Here is a 17,295-nt window from a genome sequence, read left to right as displayed (position 1 = left end):
GTGCTGAACGAAGAAATATCTGTTTTCGGAGAATACAGCGGCTATAATCCGCGCCTGTTTTTTCCTGTCGAGAATTCCTGTGATCGAGAAACTCCGCAATATTGCCATTATTGCACACGTTGACCATGGCAAAACCACACTGGTGGACAAGCTGCTGCAGCAATCCGGAACACTGGACCGAAAGGCGATGGGTGCTGAGCGCATCATGGACTCCAATGACCAGGAACGTGAGCGAGGCATTACCATTCTGGCCAAAAATACGGCCATTGAGTGGAACGGTTACCGCATCAATATTGTGGATACCCCCGGGCACGCAGACTTCGGCGGAGAAGTTGAGCGGGTGCTGTCAATGGTGGATTCGGTGTTGCTGCTGGTGGATGCTGTCGACGGACCGATGCCGCAGACAAGATTCGTCACCCAAAAGGCCTTCGAGCAGGGACTGAACCCTATCTTGGTGGTCAACAAGGTGGACCGCCCCGGCGCGCGCCCCCATTGGGTAGTGGACCAGGTGTTTGACCTGTTTGACCGCCTTGGCGCCACTGACGAACAGCTGGATTTTCCCATTATTTATGCATCGGCATTGAATGGTATAGCGGGTAATGATCCTGAAGATATGCAGGAGGATATGACGCCGCTGTTCCAGATGGTGGTTGACCAGGTCAAGGCGCCAGAAGTGGACCTCGACGGCCCCTTGCAGATGCAAATCAGTGCGCTGGATTACAGCAGTTACGTGGGTGTTATCGGTATCGGCCGTATTACCCGTGGCAAGCTGAAAACCAATGAACAGGTCGTGGTGGTAGACCGCGAAGGCAAGACCCGGCGCGGAAGAGTGCTTCAGGTCATGGGGTACCGTGGGTTGGAGCGCTTTGAGGTGGACCAGGCCCAGGCGGGTGATATTGTCTGTATTACCGGCATCGACAAGCTAAATATCTCTGACACTCTCTGCCACCCGGATAGCCCGGAGGCGTTGCCGCCGCTCAGCGTGGATGAGCCCACCGTGAGCATGACCTTCCAGGTGAACGATTCGCCCTTTGCTGGGCAGGATGGCAAGTTCGTGACGTCACGTAACATCAAGGAACGCCTGGAGCAGGAGTTGATCCACAACGTGGCCCTGCGGGTTAAAGAGGGTGACAGCCCGGACAAATTCGTGGTTTCCGGTCGCGGTGAATTGCACCTGTCGGTGCTGATCGAAAATATGCGCCGCGAGGGCTTTGAGCTTGGTGTGTCTCGTCCGGAAGTAATCCAGAAAGAGGTGGATGGCGAAATTCAGGAACCGTACGAGCAGGTGGTGATCGATATCGAGGATCAGCACCAGGGCTCGGTCATGGAAGAGCTGGGGTTGCGAAAGGCTGAGATGACCAACATGGAGCCGGATGGCAAAGGCCGGGTCAGATTGGAGTTTATGGTGCCTTCCAGAGGCCTGATCGGTTTCCGTTCCTTGTTCCTGACGCTCACCAGTGGCTCGGGCATTATGACCAGTATTTTTGATCATTACGGGCCGGTGAAAGCTGGAGAACTGGCCGGACGCCAGAACGGGGTACTGGTTTCCATGATCAAGGGCAAAACCCTTGCCTATGCATTGTTTAACCTACAGGAGCGTGGCAGGCTGTTTCTGGGGCACGGTGCAGAGGTGTACGAGGGGCAGATTATAGGTCTGCACTCCCGCAGCAACGATCTGCCGGTGAACCCCACCAAGGCCAAGCAATTGACCAATGTGCGTGCAGCGGGCACCGATGAAAACCTGATTCTGACACCGCCGGTTCGCCATACCCTGGAGCAGGCGCTGGAGTTTATCGAGGAAGATGAGCTGGTGGAGGTGACCCCCCACCACATCCGCCTGCGCAAGAAGTTGCTCACCGAAAACGAGCGCAAGCGGGCGGGTAAAAATATCTGAGTTGTCACGAATAACATCAGAAGTGCGCCCCGGATAATGGGGCGCCGGCGCGGTAGATTCTCATTTCAGATAGGGGTAATGTAGCTCCACTGACTTTGACATGGATCCGCTGATGAGAACCTTTTATCCGCGTATTAAGCCCTATGCCACACACAGGTTGGCGGTGGATTCACTGCATACCCTGTATGTCGAAGAAGTTGGTAATCCTGACGGTATCCCGGTGGTGTTTGTCCACGGCGGTCCCGGTGCCGGTTGTACAGAAAATGACCGGCGCTTTTTCGATCCTGAAAAATTCCGCATCATCCTGTTTGATCAACGCGGCAGTGGTCGTTCCAAACCCCATGCAGAATTGCGCCATAACAGCACCCCTGAGCTGGTGGCGGATATGGAAAAAATTCGTATCAAGTTGAAGGTTGAGCAGTGGATTCTGTTTGGCGGCTCCTGGGGCTCAACCCTGAGCCTGATCTACGCTCAGGCACACCCCGGGCGAGTGATGGGTATGATTCTGCGGGGTATTTTTCTCTGTCGCCAGCAGGATATTCATTGGTTCTATCAGGATGGTGCCAGCCATGTCTTTCCGGATTACTGGAAAGATTTTGTCTCTCAGATTCCGCTGGCCGAGCGCCATAATCTCCTGGACGCCTATCATCAGCGCCTGACGGGCAATAATGAAATCGTGCGTATGGCGGCAGCCAAAGCCTGGTGTACCTGGGAAGGAAGGTGTGCCAGTTTTCACCCCAACCCCGATTTGGTAGAGCATTTGGGCAGCCCCCATACGGCACTGTCGATGGCGCGGATTGAAGCCCACTATTTTATTCACGATGCTTTTCTCGACGAGAACGAAATCATTCGGCAAGTTGATCGTTTAAGGGGTATTCCGGCCCTGATTGTGCATGGGCGGTATGACATGGTTTGCCCCGTTGATCAGGCCTTTGATCTCTGTGAGGTATGGGAGGAAGCGCGGCTTGAAGTCATTCGCGATGCAGGTCATGCCTCTTCCGAACCGGGCACATTGTCGGCCTTGATCGAGGCGACGGATGAGATGGCTAAAACACTGATGGATGCCTCCTGATCAGCTGTTTTCCCGCAGATATTTAAAAAGTTTGCGGGCGGCTGCGGGCGGCTTGTTTTGTGAGGCCTGTTTTTGTGCTTGGCGAATCAGTTGGCGTAGGTGCTGACGATCCATTCCAGGTTTTTCACGCATAAGTTCTTCTAGTGCGCTATCACCCTCATTCAGTAGTCGGTCGCGCCAGATTTCGAGTTTATGAAATTGTTGTCGAAATGCGACGCTATCCTGATGGAAGCTCTCCAGAGATTCGCGGATGCTGTCACTATCGATGACCCGCATCAGTTTGCCGATGTATTGAAGCTGGCGTCGTTTGCCTTCACGGTTTTTCAGGCGCCGAGCCAGCATCACTGCTTCTTCAAGGTCCTCTGGGAGGCTGATTTTTTCCAGTTTGGCCGCTGGCAGGTTTACCAGTTCTTCACCCAGCTTTTGAAGCTCGGTCATTTCCCGCTTGATCGCCGTTTTACTTTTCGGTAACTCCTCGTCCGGCGTGAGTTCGGGGAAGTCGTCTGTATTGCTCATGAGTGACTGTTTAACCGTAGAAAAGGGTGGCCAGCCCAAGGAATGAAAGGAAGCCGACCACATCGGTCACTGTAGTCAAGGCCACACTGCCAGCGAGGGCGGGGTCAATCCTGCAGGCCTTCAGCAGAATAGGCAGACCCGCACCTGCAATTGCGGCAGCCAGCAGGTTGATCAACATGGCGGCGGCGATAATTACGGCAATGGTAGGATCATTGAACCACAGTGCAGCTACGGCACCCATGATCAGTGCCCACAGCATGCCGTTTAGTGCCCCGACAGCGAACTCCTTGCTCAGTAACCAACGCATGTTGTTGCGGCTTATCTGTCCCAGAGCCATACCGCGAATCACCACAGTAAGTGTCTGGCTGCCGGCGACACCGCCCATGCTGGCAACAATCGGCATTAGAATGGCCAGTGCCACCACTTTATCGATGGTCGCCTCAAAGATATTGATGACCGCCGATGCGAGGATGGCGGTCATCAGGTTGAGTCCCAGCCAGATCGCCCGCCTCGGAGCAGTTCGCTTGACGGAGGCAAACGTCTCTTCCTCGTCACTTAGACCGGCCAAACCCAGCAGGGAGTGGGCGGCATCTTCCATGATCACGTCGACCACGTCATCAATAGTGATCCGTCCCAACAATTTGCGATCATCGCCGATGACAGGTGCCGATACCCAGTCGTGCTTTTCGAACAGCAATGCCACGTCTGAATCGGGCATGTCCGCTGCAATGGCTTCTACCTCTGTATCCATGATTTCCCGCACTGTGATATTTGGACTGGCGGTTAACAGCTTGGTCAGGGGCAGTGTGCCGAGAAAAGTATCCTCACGGTTGACCACAAAAATACAGTCGGTGACTTCCGGAATTTCTTCGTGACGGCGTAAATAACGCAACACCACATCAATGGTCAGATCGGGCCGCACCGTGATGGTGTCGGTATTCATCAGCCCGCCCGCAGTATCCTCTGCGTAAGTGAGTACTCGCTCAACACGCAGTCGATCCTGGCTGGTCATGGCCTGGAGCACTTCGGGAATTACTTGATCTGGCAGTTGCTGGAGAATGTCGGCGACATCATCGGGGTCGAGACCCTCGGTGAGGGAGGCCACCTCATGGCTTTCCATTTCGCTGAGGATTTCACCGCGCAGCTCTTCATTGAGCTCGCCGATGACTTCACCTTCAAGCTCGCCGTCGACGAGGTCCCAGAGTACCCGGCGGACCTTGGGTGGGGCCGATTCTATCTGGTCGGCAATATCAGCGGGAGTAAGATTATTGAGCATGTGCCGCAGCAGGCGCACATTGCTGGAGTGCATCAGTTCATCGATGCTGGCGAGCCGTGACAATTCGCTGACTTTTTCGTTGGACGCCTGCATTTAATGAAAAATCCCTGGCTCTCGGATGGATGGCCGATAGTTTATAGGGGGGCGTTATAAAATTACAGCGGAGTTGTTGGCTGAGAGGTTTATTGTTCTTCGTCAAAACGATTGGCGATCAGCTGTTCGACATCCCTGTGGGCACGCTCAGCATCGGAACCTTCAAAATGGAAATGTAAGGTGGTGCCCTGGGTGGCTGCCAACAACATCAGGGACATGACACTCTTGGCATCCACCATTTTTTCCGGCTCACGGCCTGTTTTGATGGCGCAGCCATATTTTCCGGCTGTCGAGGCCAGTTTCGCAGCCGCTCTGGCATGAAGGCCCAGGCGGTTAATTATTGTTAGTTCTGTGCGAATCAATTGCGACATGGGGGTCCCTATCTGGGGCTATTATGACAGCTCACGGTGCCTAACCTGTACATTGGGGTATTTCTGGGTGAAATGGTTACCCAGCTGATTGCAAATGTAAACTGATCGATGTTGCCCGCCAGTACAGCCAATGGCAATAGTCAGGTAGCTGCGGTTGTTTGCCCGAAATGAAGGCACCCAGTGCTCAAACAATTGCTTGAGCTCCTCCACCATGCTCGTGACTTCCGGTTGGGACGCCAGAAATTCGATCACCGCGGGATGGTTGCCAGTATGGGGGCGCAGTTCCTGTTTCCAGTGGGGGTTGGGCAGGCAGCGAACATCGAAGACAAAATCCGCATTGGTAGGTATTCCCCGTTTGTATGCGAAAGACTCAAACAGGATCGCCATGTCGTCCTTGCTGTCGGGAACAATCTGGTTTTTGATGGCGTCCCGCAACTCATGCAGCGTCATGTTGCTGGTGTCGATGTGTCGGTCGGCGATGGAAGCGATGGGGTTCAGCAGCTCGGTTTCCAGGGCAAGTGCCTGTTTGATATCGAGGTTGGCTGAGCTGAGCGGGTGCTTGCGCCGGGTTTCACTGAAGCGTTGAATCAGAACGTCTTTATTGGCATTCAGGAACACCACCTGGTATTCCACGCCAGAATCCTTAAGTTGATTCAGAACCTGGGGCAACTGTCCCAGGTCACTGCTCAAGTTCCTGACATCAATGCCAACGGCAATTTTTTCCAGCCATTGCCTGTTGTTGGGGTCGCTGGCGAGTTCAAACAGTCCCGGTAGTAGGCTCGCTGGCAGGTTGTCGATACAGGTAAATCCCACATCTTCAAGTACGTTGAGAGCCGTACTTTTGCCAGAGCCGGAGCGCCCGCTTACCACCACCAGTCTCATGGATGCTGTCCTCAGGTCTCGTTGACAGCTATGCGATACAGAGCGTCATTGGAATCGGCCTGCCGGAGCTGGTTGCGAACAGTTTCATCCTGGAGCAGCTCGGCAATTGCTGACAATATCTGCAGGTGCTGGTCATTTTGCTCTTCGGGGACTATCAAGGCAAAGATCAGGTCAACTTCTTCACCGTCAATGGAGTCGAAATCGACCGGTTCCTGTAATTTGATCAAGGCGGCCGTAATTTTTTCGCAACCGCCAAGGCGGCAATGAGGAATGGCAACCCCTTCGCCGATGCCGGTGCTGCCAAGACGCTCTCTTGATAACAGACCTTGGTAGAGTTCATCGGCGGTGACTGTGTCCATGCGTTCGGACAGGAAGCTGGACAAATTTTCGAGCACGCGTTTTTTGCTGCCGCCCGGAGCGTCGGCGACGACGTTTTCCGGGGGCAGTACATCAGTTAGTTTCATCAGGGGTTATCTACCGCGGGTTTTTTCCTTGTGTTTGATCAGCTGACGGTCGAGTTTGTCAGCCAGCGTATCGATAGCGGCATAGAGGTCTTCGTCTTCCGAGTTGGCAAAAAACTCACCACCGCTCACATGCACGGTCGCTTCTGCCTTCTGAATCAATTTGTCTACAGAGAGAATCACATTGGTGCTGGTGATGTGATCGTGATGACGCTCCAGCTTGGAGAGCTTGGTATTCACGTAATCTTTAATCGCATCAGTGATGTCGAGATGATGTCCGCTAATATTCATTTGCATGCGGTACTCCTTGGTTTTTGATTGTCGGATTAAACATTGGGATTGTAGCGTTTCCTCTCGCTGGAGGAGGGGATGCCCATCCCTTCTCGGTATTTTGCCACCGTACGCCGTGCTACCTGAATGCCCATATCCTGAAGCAGGGACGTCAGCTTGTTATCACTGAGGGGTTTGCCAGGATTCTCAGCACTGATCATTTTTTTCAGGATAGCGCGGATGGCAGTTGATGAACACTCTCCGCCGCTGGCGGTGGAGACGTGACTGGAAAAAAAGTATTTCAGCTCAAATACACCCTGTGGGGTGTCGAGATATTTCTGGGTAGTAACCCTGGAAATAGTGGACTCATGGAGTTCCAGTCGGTCGGCGATATCAGCCAGCACCATGGGTTTCATCGCCACGGGACCCTGTTCCAGAAAGCCCTGCTGCATTTGTACGATACAAGAGGCCACCCGCATCAGGGTGTCGTTGCGGCTTTCAATGCTGCGTAAAAACCAGCGGGCTTCCTGCAGATGGTTCTTCAAAAAGGTGTTGTCCTGGCTGGAGTCCGCTCGTTTAATTAATTGTGCGTAGTGCTGATTGATGCTGAGCTTAGGCGTGATTTCATCGTTGAGGGTCACCTGCCAGTGGTTGTCGACTTTGATCACTCTTGCATCGGGAACAACATACTCAATGTCGTCATTGCTGATTGAGTCGCCGGGATTTGGTGTCAGGCTCTGGATCAGCTCGATGGCGTTGGCAATAAAATCCTGGGTGAAACGGGTGTGCCGTTCAATTTGTCGGTAGTCCCTTTGGCCCACCAGCTCCAGATGATCCGAGACCAGAACTTTGGCTTCCTTGAGGAAAGGGGTGTCGGGCGAAAACTGGTTCAGTTGAATCATCAGGCACTCGGAGAGGCTGGTAGCGCCGACGCCCGGTGGGTCAAACTGCTGGATGCGATGCAGTACGGCAATGACTTCATCCAGCTCAATGTCATCGTCAAGAGCTGACCAGATTTCTTCGATTGGAATGGTCAGCATGCCCCGGCTGTCGATGGAGTCAATAATATTTTCGCCAATCAGATGGTCGGTGGGCGACATGGGTGTCAGGTTCAACTGCCACAACAAATGGTCCTGAAGCGATTCGGTAACACTGTGAACGCTGTCAAAATCATAGGTGTCATTGTTGTTGGAAAGCCGGGGGGTGGCAGGTGGCTGATAGATATCGTCCCAGTTAACATCTACTGGCAGGTCATTGGGGATTTTGTTTTCCCAATCCGTACCGTTCAGGTCGGTGGCTTCTGCTTCCGGTGCTTCTTTTTGAGGCTTGTCTTCTTTGCCTAACAGTTGATGTTCCGACTCTTCAGCCAGTTCAAGAAGTGGATTGTCGTAGAGGTTCTGCTGGATTTCCTGGTGCAAGTCCAGGGAGGAGAGCTGTAACAACCTAATAGCCTGTTGCAGCTGAGGGGTCATCGTCAACTGCTGACCAATTTTCAGTTGCAGGCTTGTTTTCATTAAATTACAACGAGTCTTTTCCGAAAAATGAGTATCTACAGGGAAAGTGTAGACCGCAGGGCGGTTGGATGACAAGCAAATTGTATGCCGCTTTGGTTGAATGTTGAGCAATCATCCGAAATTAAAGGGTGAAGTCATCCCCGAGGTAGATGTCCCTGACCTGCTGATTGGCAATAATCTCTTCAGGTACGCCTTCGGCAATGACTTTTCCTTCCCCGACGATGTAGGCGTGTTGGCAGATATCCAGGGTTTCACGGACATTGTGGTCCGTGATTAGTACGCCAATGCCCAGATCGCGTAGGTGGCGAATGATCTGTTTAATGTCATTGACGGAAATCGGATCTACACCGGCAAAGGGTTCATCCAGCAGAATAAAGGCGGGTTCCATGGCCAGAGCCCGGGCAATTTCCACCCGGCGGCGTTCCCCTCCGGATAGGCTCATGCCGAGGCTGTCCTTGATATGGGTGATGTGAAATTCCTGCATCAGGTGTTCGAGTTTCGATAAGCGTTGTTCTTTGTCCAGATCTTTGCGAGTTTCCAGGATGGAGAGGATATTGTCGGCAACACTCATCTTCCTGAAAACGGAAGCTTCCTGGGGCAGATAGCCAATGCCTTTACGGGCGCGCCCGTGCATGGGCAGATGTGTGATGTCCTCATCATCGATAAAGACACTCCCACCATCCTGTTCAACGAGACCGACAATCATATAAAAACAGGTGGTTTTTCCTGCACCATTGGGCCCCAGCAGCCCAACGATGGCACCGCTTTCAACACTGAGGGAGACATCGCGAATGACCGGCCGCTTTTTGTAACTCTTTGCCAGGTTGGTTGTCTTCAGGAGGGGCATTAATTTCCTTCCTTCTGGTTGCTGGGTGGAATCACCATCTGGATGCGCTGTTTGGGGTTGTCCCCCGAGCTGGCTTTGACGACTTCAGCTTTCAGGTCGTAATGGATTTTTTCACCGGTGATGGTGGTGCCATTCTGCTCCAGGCTGGCATTCTTCAGTAGGTCAATCCGGTCTGCCGCCAGGTGGTATTCAATGGTGTCACCACTGGCCAGAACCAATCCGTCCTCAGGTTTTGGCTGTTGCTGGTAGTGGGCCGGTTTGCCAATGCAGACAATGCGATCCACCTTGTTTCGCTCACTGTAGACAATCACTTTGTCTGCGCGAATTTTGATGGTGCCCTGACGGATCACCACGGACCCTTCATAAACCGTGGTGCCTTTCTTATCGTTGCGCTCTGCTTTGTCCGATTCAATTTTAATGGGCTGGTTGGCATCACTCTGCAGCGCATGAGACAGCGGTGCAGACAGTGACATCAGTACAATTAACAACAACCTAACGTGCACGGTGTATCCCCTTTACATTGGCAAGGAGTTTGAATACTTCTGAATCAAGGTCCGACCACATGCCTACCCCGGTTGTCTTGCCCTGTGCGGTGGTGATTGTGACATGGCGATCTGTCTCAGCGATATGTGTCTCGGGATATAAGACCAGTTTTTCTGTGGTTAATTCTTTTCTTTCTGTAGGACCGACTGTCTGCCAGGCGTAAACAGACCCGGTAAACACCGCCTGTTCACCGCCCTTGATGACAGTGCCTTTTTCTGCGGTCATGTGCCAAGGTTGGTCTTCCGGAGTTTTGCCAAAAGACACCATGTCGGGTTTTTCCACTTCCAGCCGGTTGGCTCGCTTGAAATGGCGAGCCTCGGTGGCCAGCATGCTATTGGCTTTCTCGCCGGTCTTGCTGTAGGTCAGCATGCTGATGTTTAGCATGTAGCTGTCTGCTTTGGGGAGACCGTCGCTGTCACTGACAGGCTTTTCCAAGAAGACCTCTGGCGGAGACAGCCAGAACAGCAGGAAAATACCTGACGAGCCCAACAGCATGATCATTAACAGAATATTTCGCATGGCTTACAGGTAACCCGCCAGTGTTTCTTCCAATTTTCCCTGAGCGCTCAGTAGCAATTCCGCCAGCTCGCGAACTGCCCCATGGCCTCCGCAGGCGCTGGTTTGCCAGAGTGCGTGCTCGGCAATAATCGGGCGGGCATTGGCAACAGCAACGCCCAGGCCTACTCGACGGATAACTGCAAGATCCGGCAGATCATCACCCAGAAATGCAATTTCCTGCATATCGTAATGGGATGTTTCCAGCATTTCATCCAGTGCGGTGAGCTTGTCTTCGCGGCCCTGAACCACCAGCTCAATACCCAGTTCGGTTGCCCGCCTCGATAATAACTGGGAGCTGCGGCCGGTGATAATCCCCACTTCGATACCATTTCTCTGCAGAAGTTTTATGCCCAGTCCATCCTGAATATTAAAGGCCTTGAGTTCTTCGCCCTGATTACCGTAGTACAGCCGGCCGTCCGTGAGAACGCCGTCAACGTCCAGAAGCAGTAAGCGGATATTTTTTGCGCAGTGAATCACCCGTTGGTTTTCTGGCGTCATGACTACATTACTCCTGCGCGCAGAATGTCGTGCATGTGGAGCACTCCGATGGGGTGGTGGGAGCTGTCTTCCACAACCAGTGCAGTAATTTTGAAATCTTCCATCACTTTGAGTGCTTCTGCGGCCAGCAGCTCCGGTTGGACAGCCTTGCAGCCGTGTCTGATCAGCTGCCCTACCTGACTGTGGTTGATATCAACGTCCTGATCCACCGCCCTGCGCAAGTCGCCGTCGGTAAACACGCCGAGAATTTCTCCGGAGCTGTTTACCACTGTGGTCATACCAAAGCCCTTGGTCGTCATTTCCAGTAGGGCATGTTTCAGTTGGGCGGTTTCCTCCACGCGGGGCAACTCGCTGCCGCTGTGCATAATGTCTTTGACTTTTAATAACAGCTTGCGGCCGAGGGCGCCGCCAGGATGGGAAAAGGCAAAATCCTCTGCGGTAAATCCTCTGGCTTCCAGTAACGCTATTGCCAAGGCATCGCCCATTGCCAGTGTTGCCGTGGTGCTGGTGGTCGGTGCCAGCCCCAATGGGCAGGCTTCGCTGGGGACGCTGACATCAAGGTGGGCATCGGAAGCGGTGCCCAGAACGGAGTCGGGGTTCCCTGTCATGCTGATTAGGGGGATCCCCATGCGCTTGATCAGCGGCAGCAGGGTAATAACTTCAGCGGTTGATCCGGAATTGGAGAGCGCCAGAACCACGTCCTTGTCAGTAATCATACCCAGGTCGCCATGGCTGGCTTCACCCGGGTGTACAAAAAAGGATGGAGTGCCAGTGCTTGCCAGGCTGGCAGCAATTTTTCGGCCGATATGGCCGGATTTTCCCATGCCAGTGACAATGACGCGTCCTGTACATTGCAGAATCAGCGAGCAGGCGTGTTCAAATGTTTCGCCGATGCGCGCCTCTAACAGGCTGACAGCCTCAGCTTCCAAGCGAATTGTGCGTCGAGCTGCCTCGGTAAGATTAACGGTGGACATTTTCTACCTAAAAATTTTCCGCAAGTATAGCCGCAACCAGTTGTCCCTGTAAGTCTCAACACTGAATGGCCACTATCTATAAAAATGTTGTGCTCTTTTATGCCGTCGTGCGCGTGTTTCGCAAAATTCGGGTCAATGTTATAGTGCACGCCGTTTTAATTGCCTGATATTGGCACTTGACTGAGACGCTGTGGTCGAAGACCTACCGGCAAGTAAGCCGAGCGGTTTCTGATTTGAGAATATTGAGAGAGGAAATCTGTGATGTACGTCAGGTTCAAGCACACAATAATGACCATCCTATTTTTTCTGCTGTCTGGAACAGCTTTGGCAGAGGTGGTAGAAAATAATGCAGAGCCAGTCGCTCTGGGTCCCCACGAGTTGGTGGAATCGGTGACGGGTGAGTTGCTTGAAGCGATCGGCAAACACCGGGAGTCCTTTGAACAGGACCCTGAGCCTTTCTTCGAAGAGTTGGGTTGTTTGTTGGGTAAAGTTGTGGATTTCCGCTTTATTGCCTACAACGTCATGGGGCCCTATCGCGCACAGGCTACGGATGAGCAGTTGAAGCGTTTTGCCGATGCCTTCCGCCGTGATTTGATCGAAACCTACGGCCGAGGACTGGTGTCCTACGGCGATGAAACCATTGTTGTCTTGCCTCTTGCGGATGAGCTGGGAGAGAAGCGTAAAGTCACTGTTGCCCAAGAAATTCATGGCGTGGACGGGGTGTTTCCTCTTTATTATTCCATGGCTCGCAACAAGAGCAACGAGTGGAAAATTACCAATGTCGTGATTAACGGCATTAACCTTGGCAAGACATTTCGCAACCAGTTTTCCCAGCGCGCACAAAAGTTCGGTGGCGATATTGACCAGGTTATTGACAGCTGGACAACTCAGGTGAGCACAGAGGCCTGATTGCAGATATGAATGCAGAAGAGGTAAAGGCGCGCCTGGTTGAAGGGCTTCCCGATTGTGAAGTGACCGTAGAATTTGACGGCTACTATTTTAATATTGTTGCCGTGGGTGAAGTTTTTCAGGGCTTGAGGAAAGTGCAGCGCCAGCAGAAAGTGCTGGGCGTTCTGCATGACCTGATTACTTCCGGTGAAATTCACGCGGTAAAAGAGGTGCAAACCTATACCCCTGACGAAAAGCCGTAGGTTTTTTCGTCCCACAGGTGGTTGTCGGCGACCTGCCTATACTGATCTCAAGGGTCTAGAATGGATAAATTGTTGATCTCGGGAGGTGGCCCGCTTTCCGGGGAAATCCGCATTTCCGGTGCTAAAAACTCGGCGCTGCCGATTCTTGCCGCCACCTTGCTGGCCGATGGTCCGGTGATGGTGTCCAACATCCCCCATCTCAATGACATCACCACCATGTTTGAGCTGCTGGGGTGTCTGGGTGTCAGTGTCGTACTGAATGAAAAGATGCAGGTGGAAGTGGATGCAACCACGTTGCATAGCCATGTGGCGCCCTATGACCTGGTCAAAACCATGCGGGCGTCTATTCTGGTTCTGGGTCCGATGTTGTCCAAATTCGGTGTCGCCAGTGTCTCGTTCCCCGGCGGTTGCGCCATTGGCAGCCGCCCTGTTGATCTGCACTTGCGTGGTCTGGAGATGATGGGAGCTGAGATCGAGATAGCTGGTGGGTATATTAATGCCAAAAGCCATGGTCGATTGAAAGGCGCTCACATTCTCATGGATACCGTCTCTGTGGGTGCAACAGAAAACCTGTTAATGGCTGCTGCGCTGGCGGATGGAACAACCATCATTGAAAACGCCGCACGGGAGCCGGAAGTAGTCGACCTGGCGAACTGTATTAATGCGCTTGGCGGCAAGGTCAGTGGTGTCGGTTCGACCACACTGACCATTCAGGGGGTCGAAACCCTGCATGGCGGGGCGTATCGAATCATGCCTGATCGTATCGAGACCGGCACCTATTTGGCCGCAGCAGCGGCCACACGAGGGCATATCAAGCTAAAGGATACTGATCCCCATACGCTGGAGGCTGTCCTGTTAAAGCTGGAGGAGGCTGGTGCCATTATCACGACAGGTGATGATTGGGTTGAGCTGGATATGCAGGGGCGCAGGCCCAAGGCAGTTAACTTTAAGACTGCGCCTTATCCGGCATTTCCAACAGATATGCAGGCACAGTTGACCACGGTAAACGCAGTGGCTGAAGGGGTGGGAACCATCACAGAAACCATCTTCGAAAATCGCCTGGTGCAAACCCATGAATTGAATCGCATGGGTGCGAAGATCAGCCTGGAAGGGAATACCGCAATTGTGACGGGTGTTGAGCGGCTCAAGGCGGCACCTGTAATGGCATCGGATCTCAGGGCGTCAGCCAGTCTGGTTATTGCTGGGTTGGTGGCCGATGGTGAAACCATAGTCGATCGCATTTACCATATCGATCGCGGTTACGAATGTATTGAAGAAAAATTGCAGCAGCTGGGCGCAAACATACGCCGTATTCCCGGTTGACAGCCCTCTGCCGATGAGTGTGTGAGTACTATGCAAATAACCATTGCCCTGACCAAGGGGCGAATACTGGAAGAGACATTGCCATTGCTTGCCCAGGCCGGCATTGAGCCGACAGAGGATATCAGCCGCAGTCGCAAGCTGGTGTTCGAAACGTCCCTCAGTGATGTGCGGCTATTGGTGTTGCGTGGCTCGGACGTGCCTACCTATGTGCAATTTGGTGCTGCGGATCTTGGTGTGTCTGGTAAGGACACACTGCTTGAACACGGCGGCGATGGTCTCTACGAGCCGTTGGATCTGGGGATCGCCCGTTGTCGTATGATGACTGCAGGCATTGCTGGGGAGCCTCCCAGGCAAGGCCGCATCCGGGTGGCCACCAAATACGTCAACATAGCACGGCGATTCTACGCTGAGCAGGGGCGGCAGGCCGACATCATCAAGCTTTACGGCGCGATGGAACTGGCGCCTATTATGGCGCTGGCAGACGAGATCGTGGATATCGTGGATACCGGTAACACCCTGAAAGCGAATGGCCTTGAGTCACGGGAAACCATCGCGGATATCAGTTCGCGCTTGATTGTGAATAAGGCGGCCATGAAGGTGAAGCATGTGCAGTTGCAGGGCATTATCGATAGTCTGCGCCAGGCGGTGGCCCGATAAACGATGACACAATCAGTGAACATTAAACGGCTTGCCACCAGTGATGACGGCTTTGACGAAAGCCTGCAGAAACTGCTCGCCTGGGAAACCGTTTCGGACAGTCGTGTAGAGCAGGTCGTTGACGAAATTTTGTCAGCCATTCGCCAGCGTGGTGATGCGGCATTGCTTGAATATACCAACCGCTTTGACCGTCGTGTGGCTACGGTTATTTCTGAACTGGAAATGACTCAGCAAGACTTTGTTCAGGCCCTCGATGCGATTAGTGATACAGAACGCGAGGCGCTGCAGCTGGCGGCGGACCGTATTCGCTGTTACCACGAGCACCAGCGACAGGATTCATGGAACTACAGAGAAGATGACGGTACTTTGCTGGGGCAACAGGTCACTCCTCTGGATCGGGTAGGTATCTATGTGCCCGGCGGCAAAGCCAGTTATCCCTCCTCGGTGCTGATGAATGCCATGCCTGCCAAAGTGGCCGGCGTTGGTGAGATTATTATGGTGGTCCCTGCGCCGGATGGTGAGTTGAATCCCCTGGTGTTGGCCGCCGCTGCCATAGCGGGGGTAGACCGGGTGTTTACCGTTGGCGGGGCGCAGGCAGTTGCGGCGCTGGCCTATGGTACTGAAAGTGTTCCCAAAGTGGATAAGATAGTTGGTCCCGGTAATATTTATGTCGCCACCGCCAAGCGTGCAGTTTTTGGTGCGGTTGGCCTCGATATGGTTGCTGGTCCTTCCGAGATTCTGGTGGTTTGCGATGGTGAAACAGATCCCGACTGGATTGCCATGGATCTGTTTTCACAGGCCGAGCACGATGAAGATGCCCAAGCTATTCTGGTCAGCCCGGATTCGGCTTTTCTCGACCGGGTGAAGAGTAGCATGGAGCAGTTGTTGCCCACCATGGAGCGTGCTGGGATGATTCGCGCTGCGTTGGAAAACCGCAGTGCGCTGATTGCCGTGAGAGATATGGATGAGGCTCTCGAGCTTATAAACCGTATTGCGCCAGAGCATCTGGAGTTATCTGTCGCCGAACCGGAAGCGTTATTACCTCGTATTCGCCATGCCGGAGCGATCTTTATGGGTCGTTATACGGCAGAGGCATTGGGGGACTACTGTGCCGGCCCCAACCACGTATTACCCACCTCCATGACGGCGCGCTTCTCGTCTCCGCTGGGCGTTTACGATTTTCAGAAGCGTAGTTCGATCATTATGTGCTCAGCCGAGGCGGCTTCCCGTTTGGGCAAAACAGCGTCGACATTGGCCAGGGGTGAAAGCCTGACGGCTCACGCACGCTCCGCTGAATACCGTATTCAGGACTGAGGTGCTGTGGTGAGCAATCCTTATTGGAGTGACATTGTTCGCGAGCTCGATCCCTATGTTCCTGGGGAGCAGCCGAAGATAGCCAATCTGGTCAAGTTGAATACCAACGAGAACCCTTACGGCCCCTCTCCGGACGTGTTGGCTGCAATCGCTACTGAGTCCGGAGATAACCTGCGTCTCTACCCGGATCCCAATGCCCTGGAGCTAAAGCAGGCCATAGCAGACTATTACTCCGTAGATGTTGATCAGGTCTTTCTGGGCAACGGTTCAGATGAGGTGTTGGCGCATATATTCCAGGGGTTGCTCAAGCATGACAGCCCCATCCTGTTTCCTGATATTACCTACAGCTTTTACCCGGTCTATTGTGGCCTTTACCAGGTTTCCTATGACCGGGTGCCGTTGGCCGAAGACTTTAGTATTGATGTTGAAGATTATTGCAGAGAGAACGGGGGGATCATTTTCCCCAACCCCAATGCTCCCACGGGTGTTCTGATGTCTCTGGACAGGATTGAATGGCTGTTGGAGAAAAACTCTGACTCGGTGGTGGTTGTGGATGAGGCCTATATTGATTTTGGTGGTGAGTCGGCGGTTACTCTCGTGAAACGCTTTCCCAATCTGCTGGTAACCCAGACACTGTCCAAATCCCGATCCCTTGCTGGGTTGCGAATCGGTCTGGCGATCGGGGATGTGGCATTAATTGAAGCGCTTGAGCGGGTCAAAAACAGTTTTAACTCCTATCCTCTCAGTCGCTTTGCCATCGTTGGTGGGGTGGCGGCATTTGCAGATGAGCAATACTTTCAGACCACGTGCCGGAGGGTGATGGATAGCCGCGAGCAGTTGGTGGGGCAGCTTGATGAGCTTGGGTTTCATACATTGCCATCAGCCGCAAATTTCATCCTGACTCGCCACCCGGAGAAGGTGGCAGCTGATCTGATGAGTCAATTGAGAGCGCGAGGCATTATTGTGCGTTACTTCAGCCAGCCGCGGATTGATCAATACCTGCGGATTACCGTGGGAACACCAGAGCAAAATGCACAACTCATCTCGGCATTAAGCGAGCTGGTATCTTCATAGCCAGCTG

The 17,295-nt window shown here is 53.2% G+C and carries 20 protein-coding genes; 8 read left to right on the top strand and 12 right to left on the bottom strand.

From position 1 onward, the window contains the following. Positions 1 to 79: 79 nt before the first annotated feature. Together typA and pip are read left to right on the top strand one after the other, a co-directional pair. Complete coding sequence (gene typA, locus Q8A57_RS03775; RefSeq protein ID WP_305169592.1) at positions 80 to 1,894, top strand: translational GTPase TypA; 1,815 nt, start codon at positions 80 to 82, stop codon at positions 1,892 to 1,894. 112 nt (positions 1,895 to 2,006) lie between these two features. Then, positions 2,007 to 2,966 (top strand): prolyl aminopeptidase, encoded by a 960-nt coding sequence (gene pip / locus Q8A57_RS03770; RefSeq protein WP_305169591.1) that lies wholly within the window; start codon positions 2,007 to 2,009, stop codon positions 2,964 to 2,966. Here the strand turns inward: pip and yjgA are convergent, their stop codons facing one another. From yjgA to Q8A57_RS03710, 12 genes are all read right to left on the bottom strand, one after another. Further along, the gene (yjgA, locus tag Q8A57_RS03765; RefSeq protein WP_305169590.1) at positions 2,967 to 3,482 is read right to left on the bottom strand and encodes a ribosome biogenesis factor YjgA; all 516 of its coding nucleotides are present in this window, start codon (positions 3,480 to 3,482) and stop codon (positions 2,967 to 2,969) included. Between the two features lie 10 nt (positions 3,483 to 3,492). Then, entirely contained in the window at positions 3,493 to 4,851 is a 1,359-nt protein-coding gene (gene mgtE / locus Q8A57_RS03760) for a magnesium transporter (RefSeq protein ID WP_305169589.1), read from the bottom strand. An 89-nt stretch (positions 4,852 to 4,940) separates the two neighbouring features. Continuing rightward, entirely contained in the window at positions 4,941 to 5,222 is a 282-nt protein-coding gene (locus Q8A57_RS03755; protein ID WP_439651639.1) for an HPr family phosphocarrier protein, read from the bottom strand. A gap of 21 nt (positions 5,223 to 5,243) precedes the next feature. Next, a complete protein-coding gene (rapZ, locus tag Q8A57_RS03750) occupies positions 5,244 to 6,104 on the bottom strand; it encodes an RNase adapter RapZ (RefSeq protein ID WP_305169588.1) in 861 nt (286 codons plus the stop codon). A gap of 11 nt (positions 6,105 to 6,115) precedes the next feature. Then, the gene (gene ptsN, locus Q8A57_RS03745) at positions 6,116 to 6,568 is read right to left on the bottom strand and encodes a PTS IIA-like nitrogen regulatory protein PtsN (RefSeq protein WP_305169587.1); all 453 of its coding nucleotides are present in this window, start codon (positions 6,566 to 6,568) and stop codon (positions 6,116 to 6,118) included. A gap of 6 nt (positions 6,569 to 6,574) precedes the next feature. Then, positions 6,575 to 6,862, bottom strand: a complete 288-nt coding sequence (hpf, locus tag Q8A57_RS03740; protein ID WP_305169586.1) for a ribosome hibernation-promoting factor, HPF/YfiA family — start codon at positions 6,860 to 6,862, stop codon at positions 6,575 to 6,577. A gap of 29 nt (positions 6,863 to 6,891) precedes the next feature. Further along, complete coding sequence (locus Q8A57_RS03735; RefSeq protein ID WP_305169585.1) at positions 6,892 to 8,349, bottom strand: RNA polymerase factor sigma-54; 1,458 nt, start codon at positions 8,347 to 8,349, stop codon at positions 6,892 to 6,894. 121 nt (positions 8,350 to 8,470) lie between these two features. Beyond that, positions 8,471 to 9,196: an LPS export ABC transporter ATP-binding protein gene (gene lptB / locus Q8A57_RS03730; protein ID WP_305169584.1), complete on the bottom strand. Its 726-nt coding sequence runs from the start codon at positions 9,194 to 9,196 to the stop codon at positions 8,471 to 8,473. Next, complete coding sequence (gene lptA / locus Q8A57_RS03725; RefSeq protein WP_305169583.1) at positions 9,196 to 9,699, bottom strand: lipopolysaccharide transport periplasmic protein LptA; 504 nt, start codon at positions 9,697 to 9,699, stop codon at positions 9,196 to 9,198. The genes lptB and lptA overlap by 1 nt, the downstream gene beginning before the upstream one ends. Next, positions 9,689 to 10,258 carry an LPS export ABC transporter periplasmic protein LptC gene (gene lptC / locus Q8A57_RS03720; RefSeq protein ID WP_305169582.1) on the bottom strand — a complete coding sequence of 190 codons (570 nt, stop codon included), beginning with the start codon at positions 10,256 to 10,258 and terminating at the stop codon, positions 9,689 to 9,691. Before lptC ends, lptA begins: the two co-directional genes overlap by 11 nt. Before the next feature lie 3 nt (positions 10,259 to 10,261). Next, complete coding sequence (gene kdsC / locus Q8A57_RS03715; RefSeq protein ID WP_305169581.1) at positions 10,262 to 10,795, bottom strand: 3-deoxy-manno-octulosonate-8-phosphatase KdsC; 534 nt, start codon at positions 10,793 to 10,795, stop codon at positions 10,262 to 10,264. A gap of 2 nt (positions 10,796 to 10,797) precedes the next feature. Then, positions 10,798 to 11,769 carry a KpsF/GutQ family sugar-phosphate isomerase gene (locus Q8A57_RS03710; protein ID WP_305169580.1) on the bottom strand — a complete coding sequence of 324 codons (972 nt, stop codon included), beginning with the start codon at positions 11,767 to 11,769 and terminating at the stop codon, positions 10,798 to 10,800. A gap of 288 nt (positions 11,770 to 12,057) precedes the next feature. Between Q8A57_RS03710 and Q8A57_RS03705 the strand changes: the two genes are divergently transcribed. The 6 genes from Q8A57_RS03705 to hisC are packed head-to-tail and all read left to right on the top strand — an operon-like array spanning position 12,058 to position 17,288. Continuing rightward, the gene (locus Q8A57_RS03705; protein ID WP_305169579.1) at positions 12,058 to 12,678 is read left to right on the top strand and encodes an MlaC/ttg2D family ABC transporter substrate-binding protein; all 621 of its coding nucleotides are present in this window, start codon (positions 12,058 to 12,060) and stop codon (positions 12,676 to 12,678) included. A gap of 8 nt (positions 12,679 to 12,686) precedes the next feature. Next, the gene (locus tag Q8A57_RS03700; protein ID WP_305169578.1) at positions 12,687 to 12,920 is read left to right on the top strand and encodes a BolA family protein; all 234 of its coding nucleotides are present in this window, start codon (positions 12,687 to 12,689) and stop codon (positions 12,918 to 12,920) included. A 60-nt stretch (positions 12,921 to 12,980) separates the two neighbouring features. Further along, positions 12,981 to 14,243: a UDP-N-acetylglucosamine 1-carboxyvinyltransferase gene (murA, locus tag Q8A57_RS03695; RefSeq protein ID WP_305169577.1), complete on the top strand. Its 1,263-nt coding sequence runs from the start codon at positions 12,981 to 12,983 to the stop codon at positions 14,241 to 14,243. Between the two features lie 30 nt (positions 14,244 to 14,273). After that, the gene (gene hisG / locus Q8A57_RS03690) at positions 14,274 to 14,900 is read left to right on the top strand and encodes an ATP phosphoribosyltransferase (RefSeq protein WP_305169576.1); all 627 of its coding nucleotides are present in this window, start codon (positions 14,274 to 14,276) and stop codon (positions 14,898 to 14,900) included. Positions 14,901 to 14,903: 3 nt separating this feature from the next. Then, a complete protein-coding gene (gene hisD / locus Q8A57_RS03685) occupies positions 14,904 to 16,214 on the top strand; it encodes a histidinol dehydrogenase (RefSeq protein ID WP_305169575.1) in 1,311 nt (436 codons plus the stop codon). A 9-nt stretch (positions 16,215 to 16,223) separates the two neighbouring features. Further along, the gene (hisC, locus tag Q8A57_RS03680; protein ID WP_305169574.1) at positions 16,224 to 17,288 is read left to right on the top strand and encodes a histidinol-phosphate transaminase; all 1,065 of its coding nucleotides are present in this window, start codon (positions 16,224 to 16,226) and stop codon (positions 17,286 to 17,288) included. Positions 17,289 to 17,295 lie beyond the last annotated feature (7 nt).

Source organism: Porticoccus litoralis, assembly GCF_030676955.1.
GTDB lineage: Bacteria > Pseudomonadota > Gammaproteobacteria > Pseudomonadales > Porticoccaceae > Porticoccus > Porticoccus litoralis.
The sequence above is the reverse complement of the archived record's forward strand: the minus strand, read 5'-3'. Positions and strand labels throughout refer to the sequence as shown.

Bases quoted from the DNA above. Each gene is read 5' to 3' on its own strand.
- mgtE (WP_305169589.1), bottom strand. From the start codon at position 4,851: ATGCAGGCGTCCAACGAAAAAGTCAGCGAATTGTCACGGCTCGCCAGC.
- Q8A57_RS03755 (WP_439651639.1), bottom strand. From the start codon at position 5,222: ATGTCGCAATTGATTCGCACAGAACTAACAATAATTAACCGCCTGGGC.
- lptB (WP_305169584.1), bottom strand. From the start codon at position 9,196: ATGCCCCTCCTGAAGACAACCAACCTGGCAAAGAGTTACAAAAAGCGG.
- murA (WP_305169577.1), top strand. From the start codon at position 12,981: ATGGATAAATTGTTGATCTCGGGAGGTGGCCCGCTTTCCGGGGAAATC.
- hisG (WP_305169576.1), top strand. From the start codon at position 14,274: ATGCAAATAACCATTGCCCTGACCAAGGGGCGAATACTGGAAGAGACA.
- ptsN (WP_305169587.1), bottom strand. From the start codon at position 6,568: ATGAAACTAACTGATGTACTGCCCCCGGAAAACGTCGTCGCCGACGCT.
- Q8A57_RS03735 (WP_305169585.1), bottom strand. From the start codon at position 8,349: ATGAAAACAAGCCTGCAACTGAAAATTGGTCAGCAGTTGACGATGACC.
- lptC (WP_305169582.1), bottom strand. From the start codon at position 10,258: ATGCGAAATATTCTGTTAATGATCATGCTGTTGGGCTCGTCAGGTATT.
- pip (WP_305169591.1), top strand. From the start codon at position 2,007: ATGAGAACCTTTTATCCGCGTATTAAGCCCTATGCCACACACAGGTTG.
- kdsC (WP_305169581.1), bottom strand. From the start codon at position 10,795: ATGACGCCAGAAAACCAACGGGTGATTCACTGCGCAAAAAATATCCGC.
- rapZ (WP_305169588.1), bottom strand. From the start codon at position 6,104: ATGAGACTGGTGGTGGTAAGCGGGCGCTCCGGCTCTGGCAAAAGTACG.
- Q8A57_RS03705 (WP_305169579.1), top strand. From the start codon at position 12,058: ATGACCATCCTATTTTTTCTGCTGTCTGGAACAGCTTTGGCAGAGGTG.
- yjgA (WP_305169590.1), bottom strand. From the start codon at position 3,482: ATGAGCAATACAGACGACTTCCCCGAACTCACGCCGGACGAGGAGTTA.
- Q8A57_RS03710 (WP_305169580.1), bottom strand. From the start codon at position 11,769: ATGTCCACCGTTAATCTTACCGAGGCAGCTCGACGCACAATTCGCTTG.
- Q8A57_RS03700 (WP_305169578.1), top strand. From the start codon at position 12,687: ATGAATGCAGAAGAGGTAAAGGCGCGCCTGGTTGAAGGGCTTCCCGAT.
- hisD (WP_305169575.1), top strand. From the start codon at position 14,904: ATGACACAATCAGTGAACATTAAACGGCTTGCCACCAGTGATGACGGC.
- hpf (WP_305169586.1), bottom strand. From the start codon at position 6,862: ATGCAAATGAATATTAGCGGACATCATCTCGACATCACTGATGCGATT.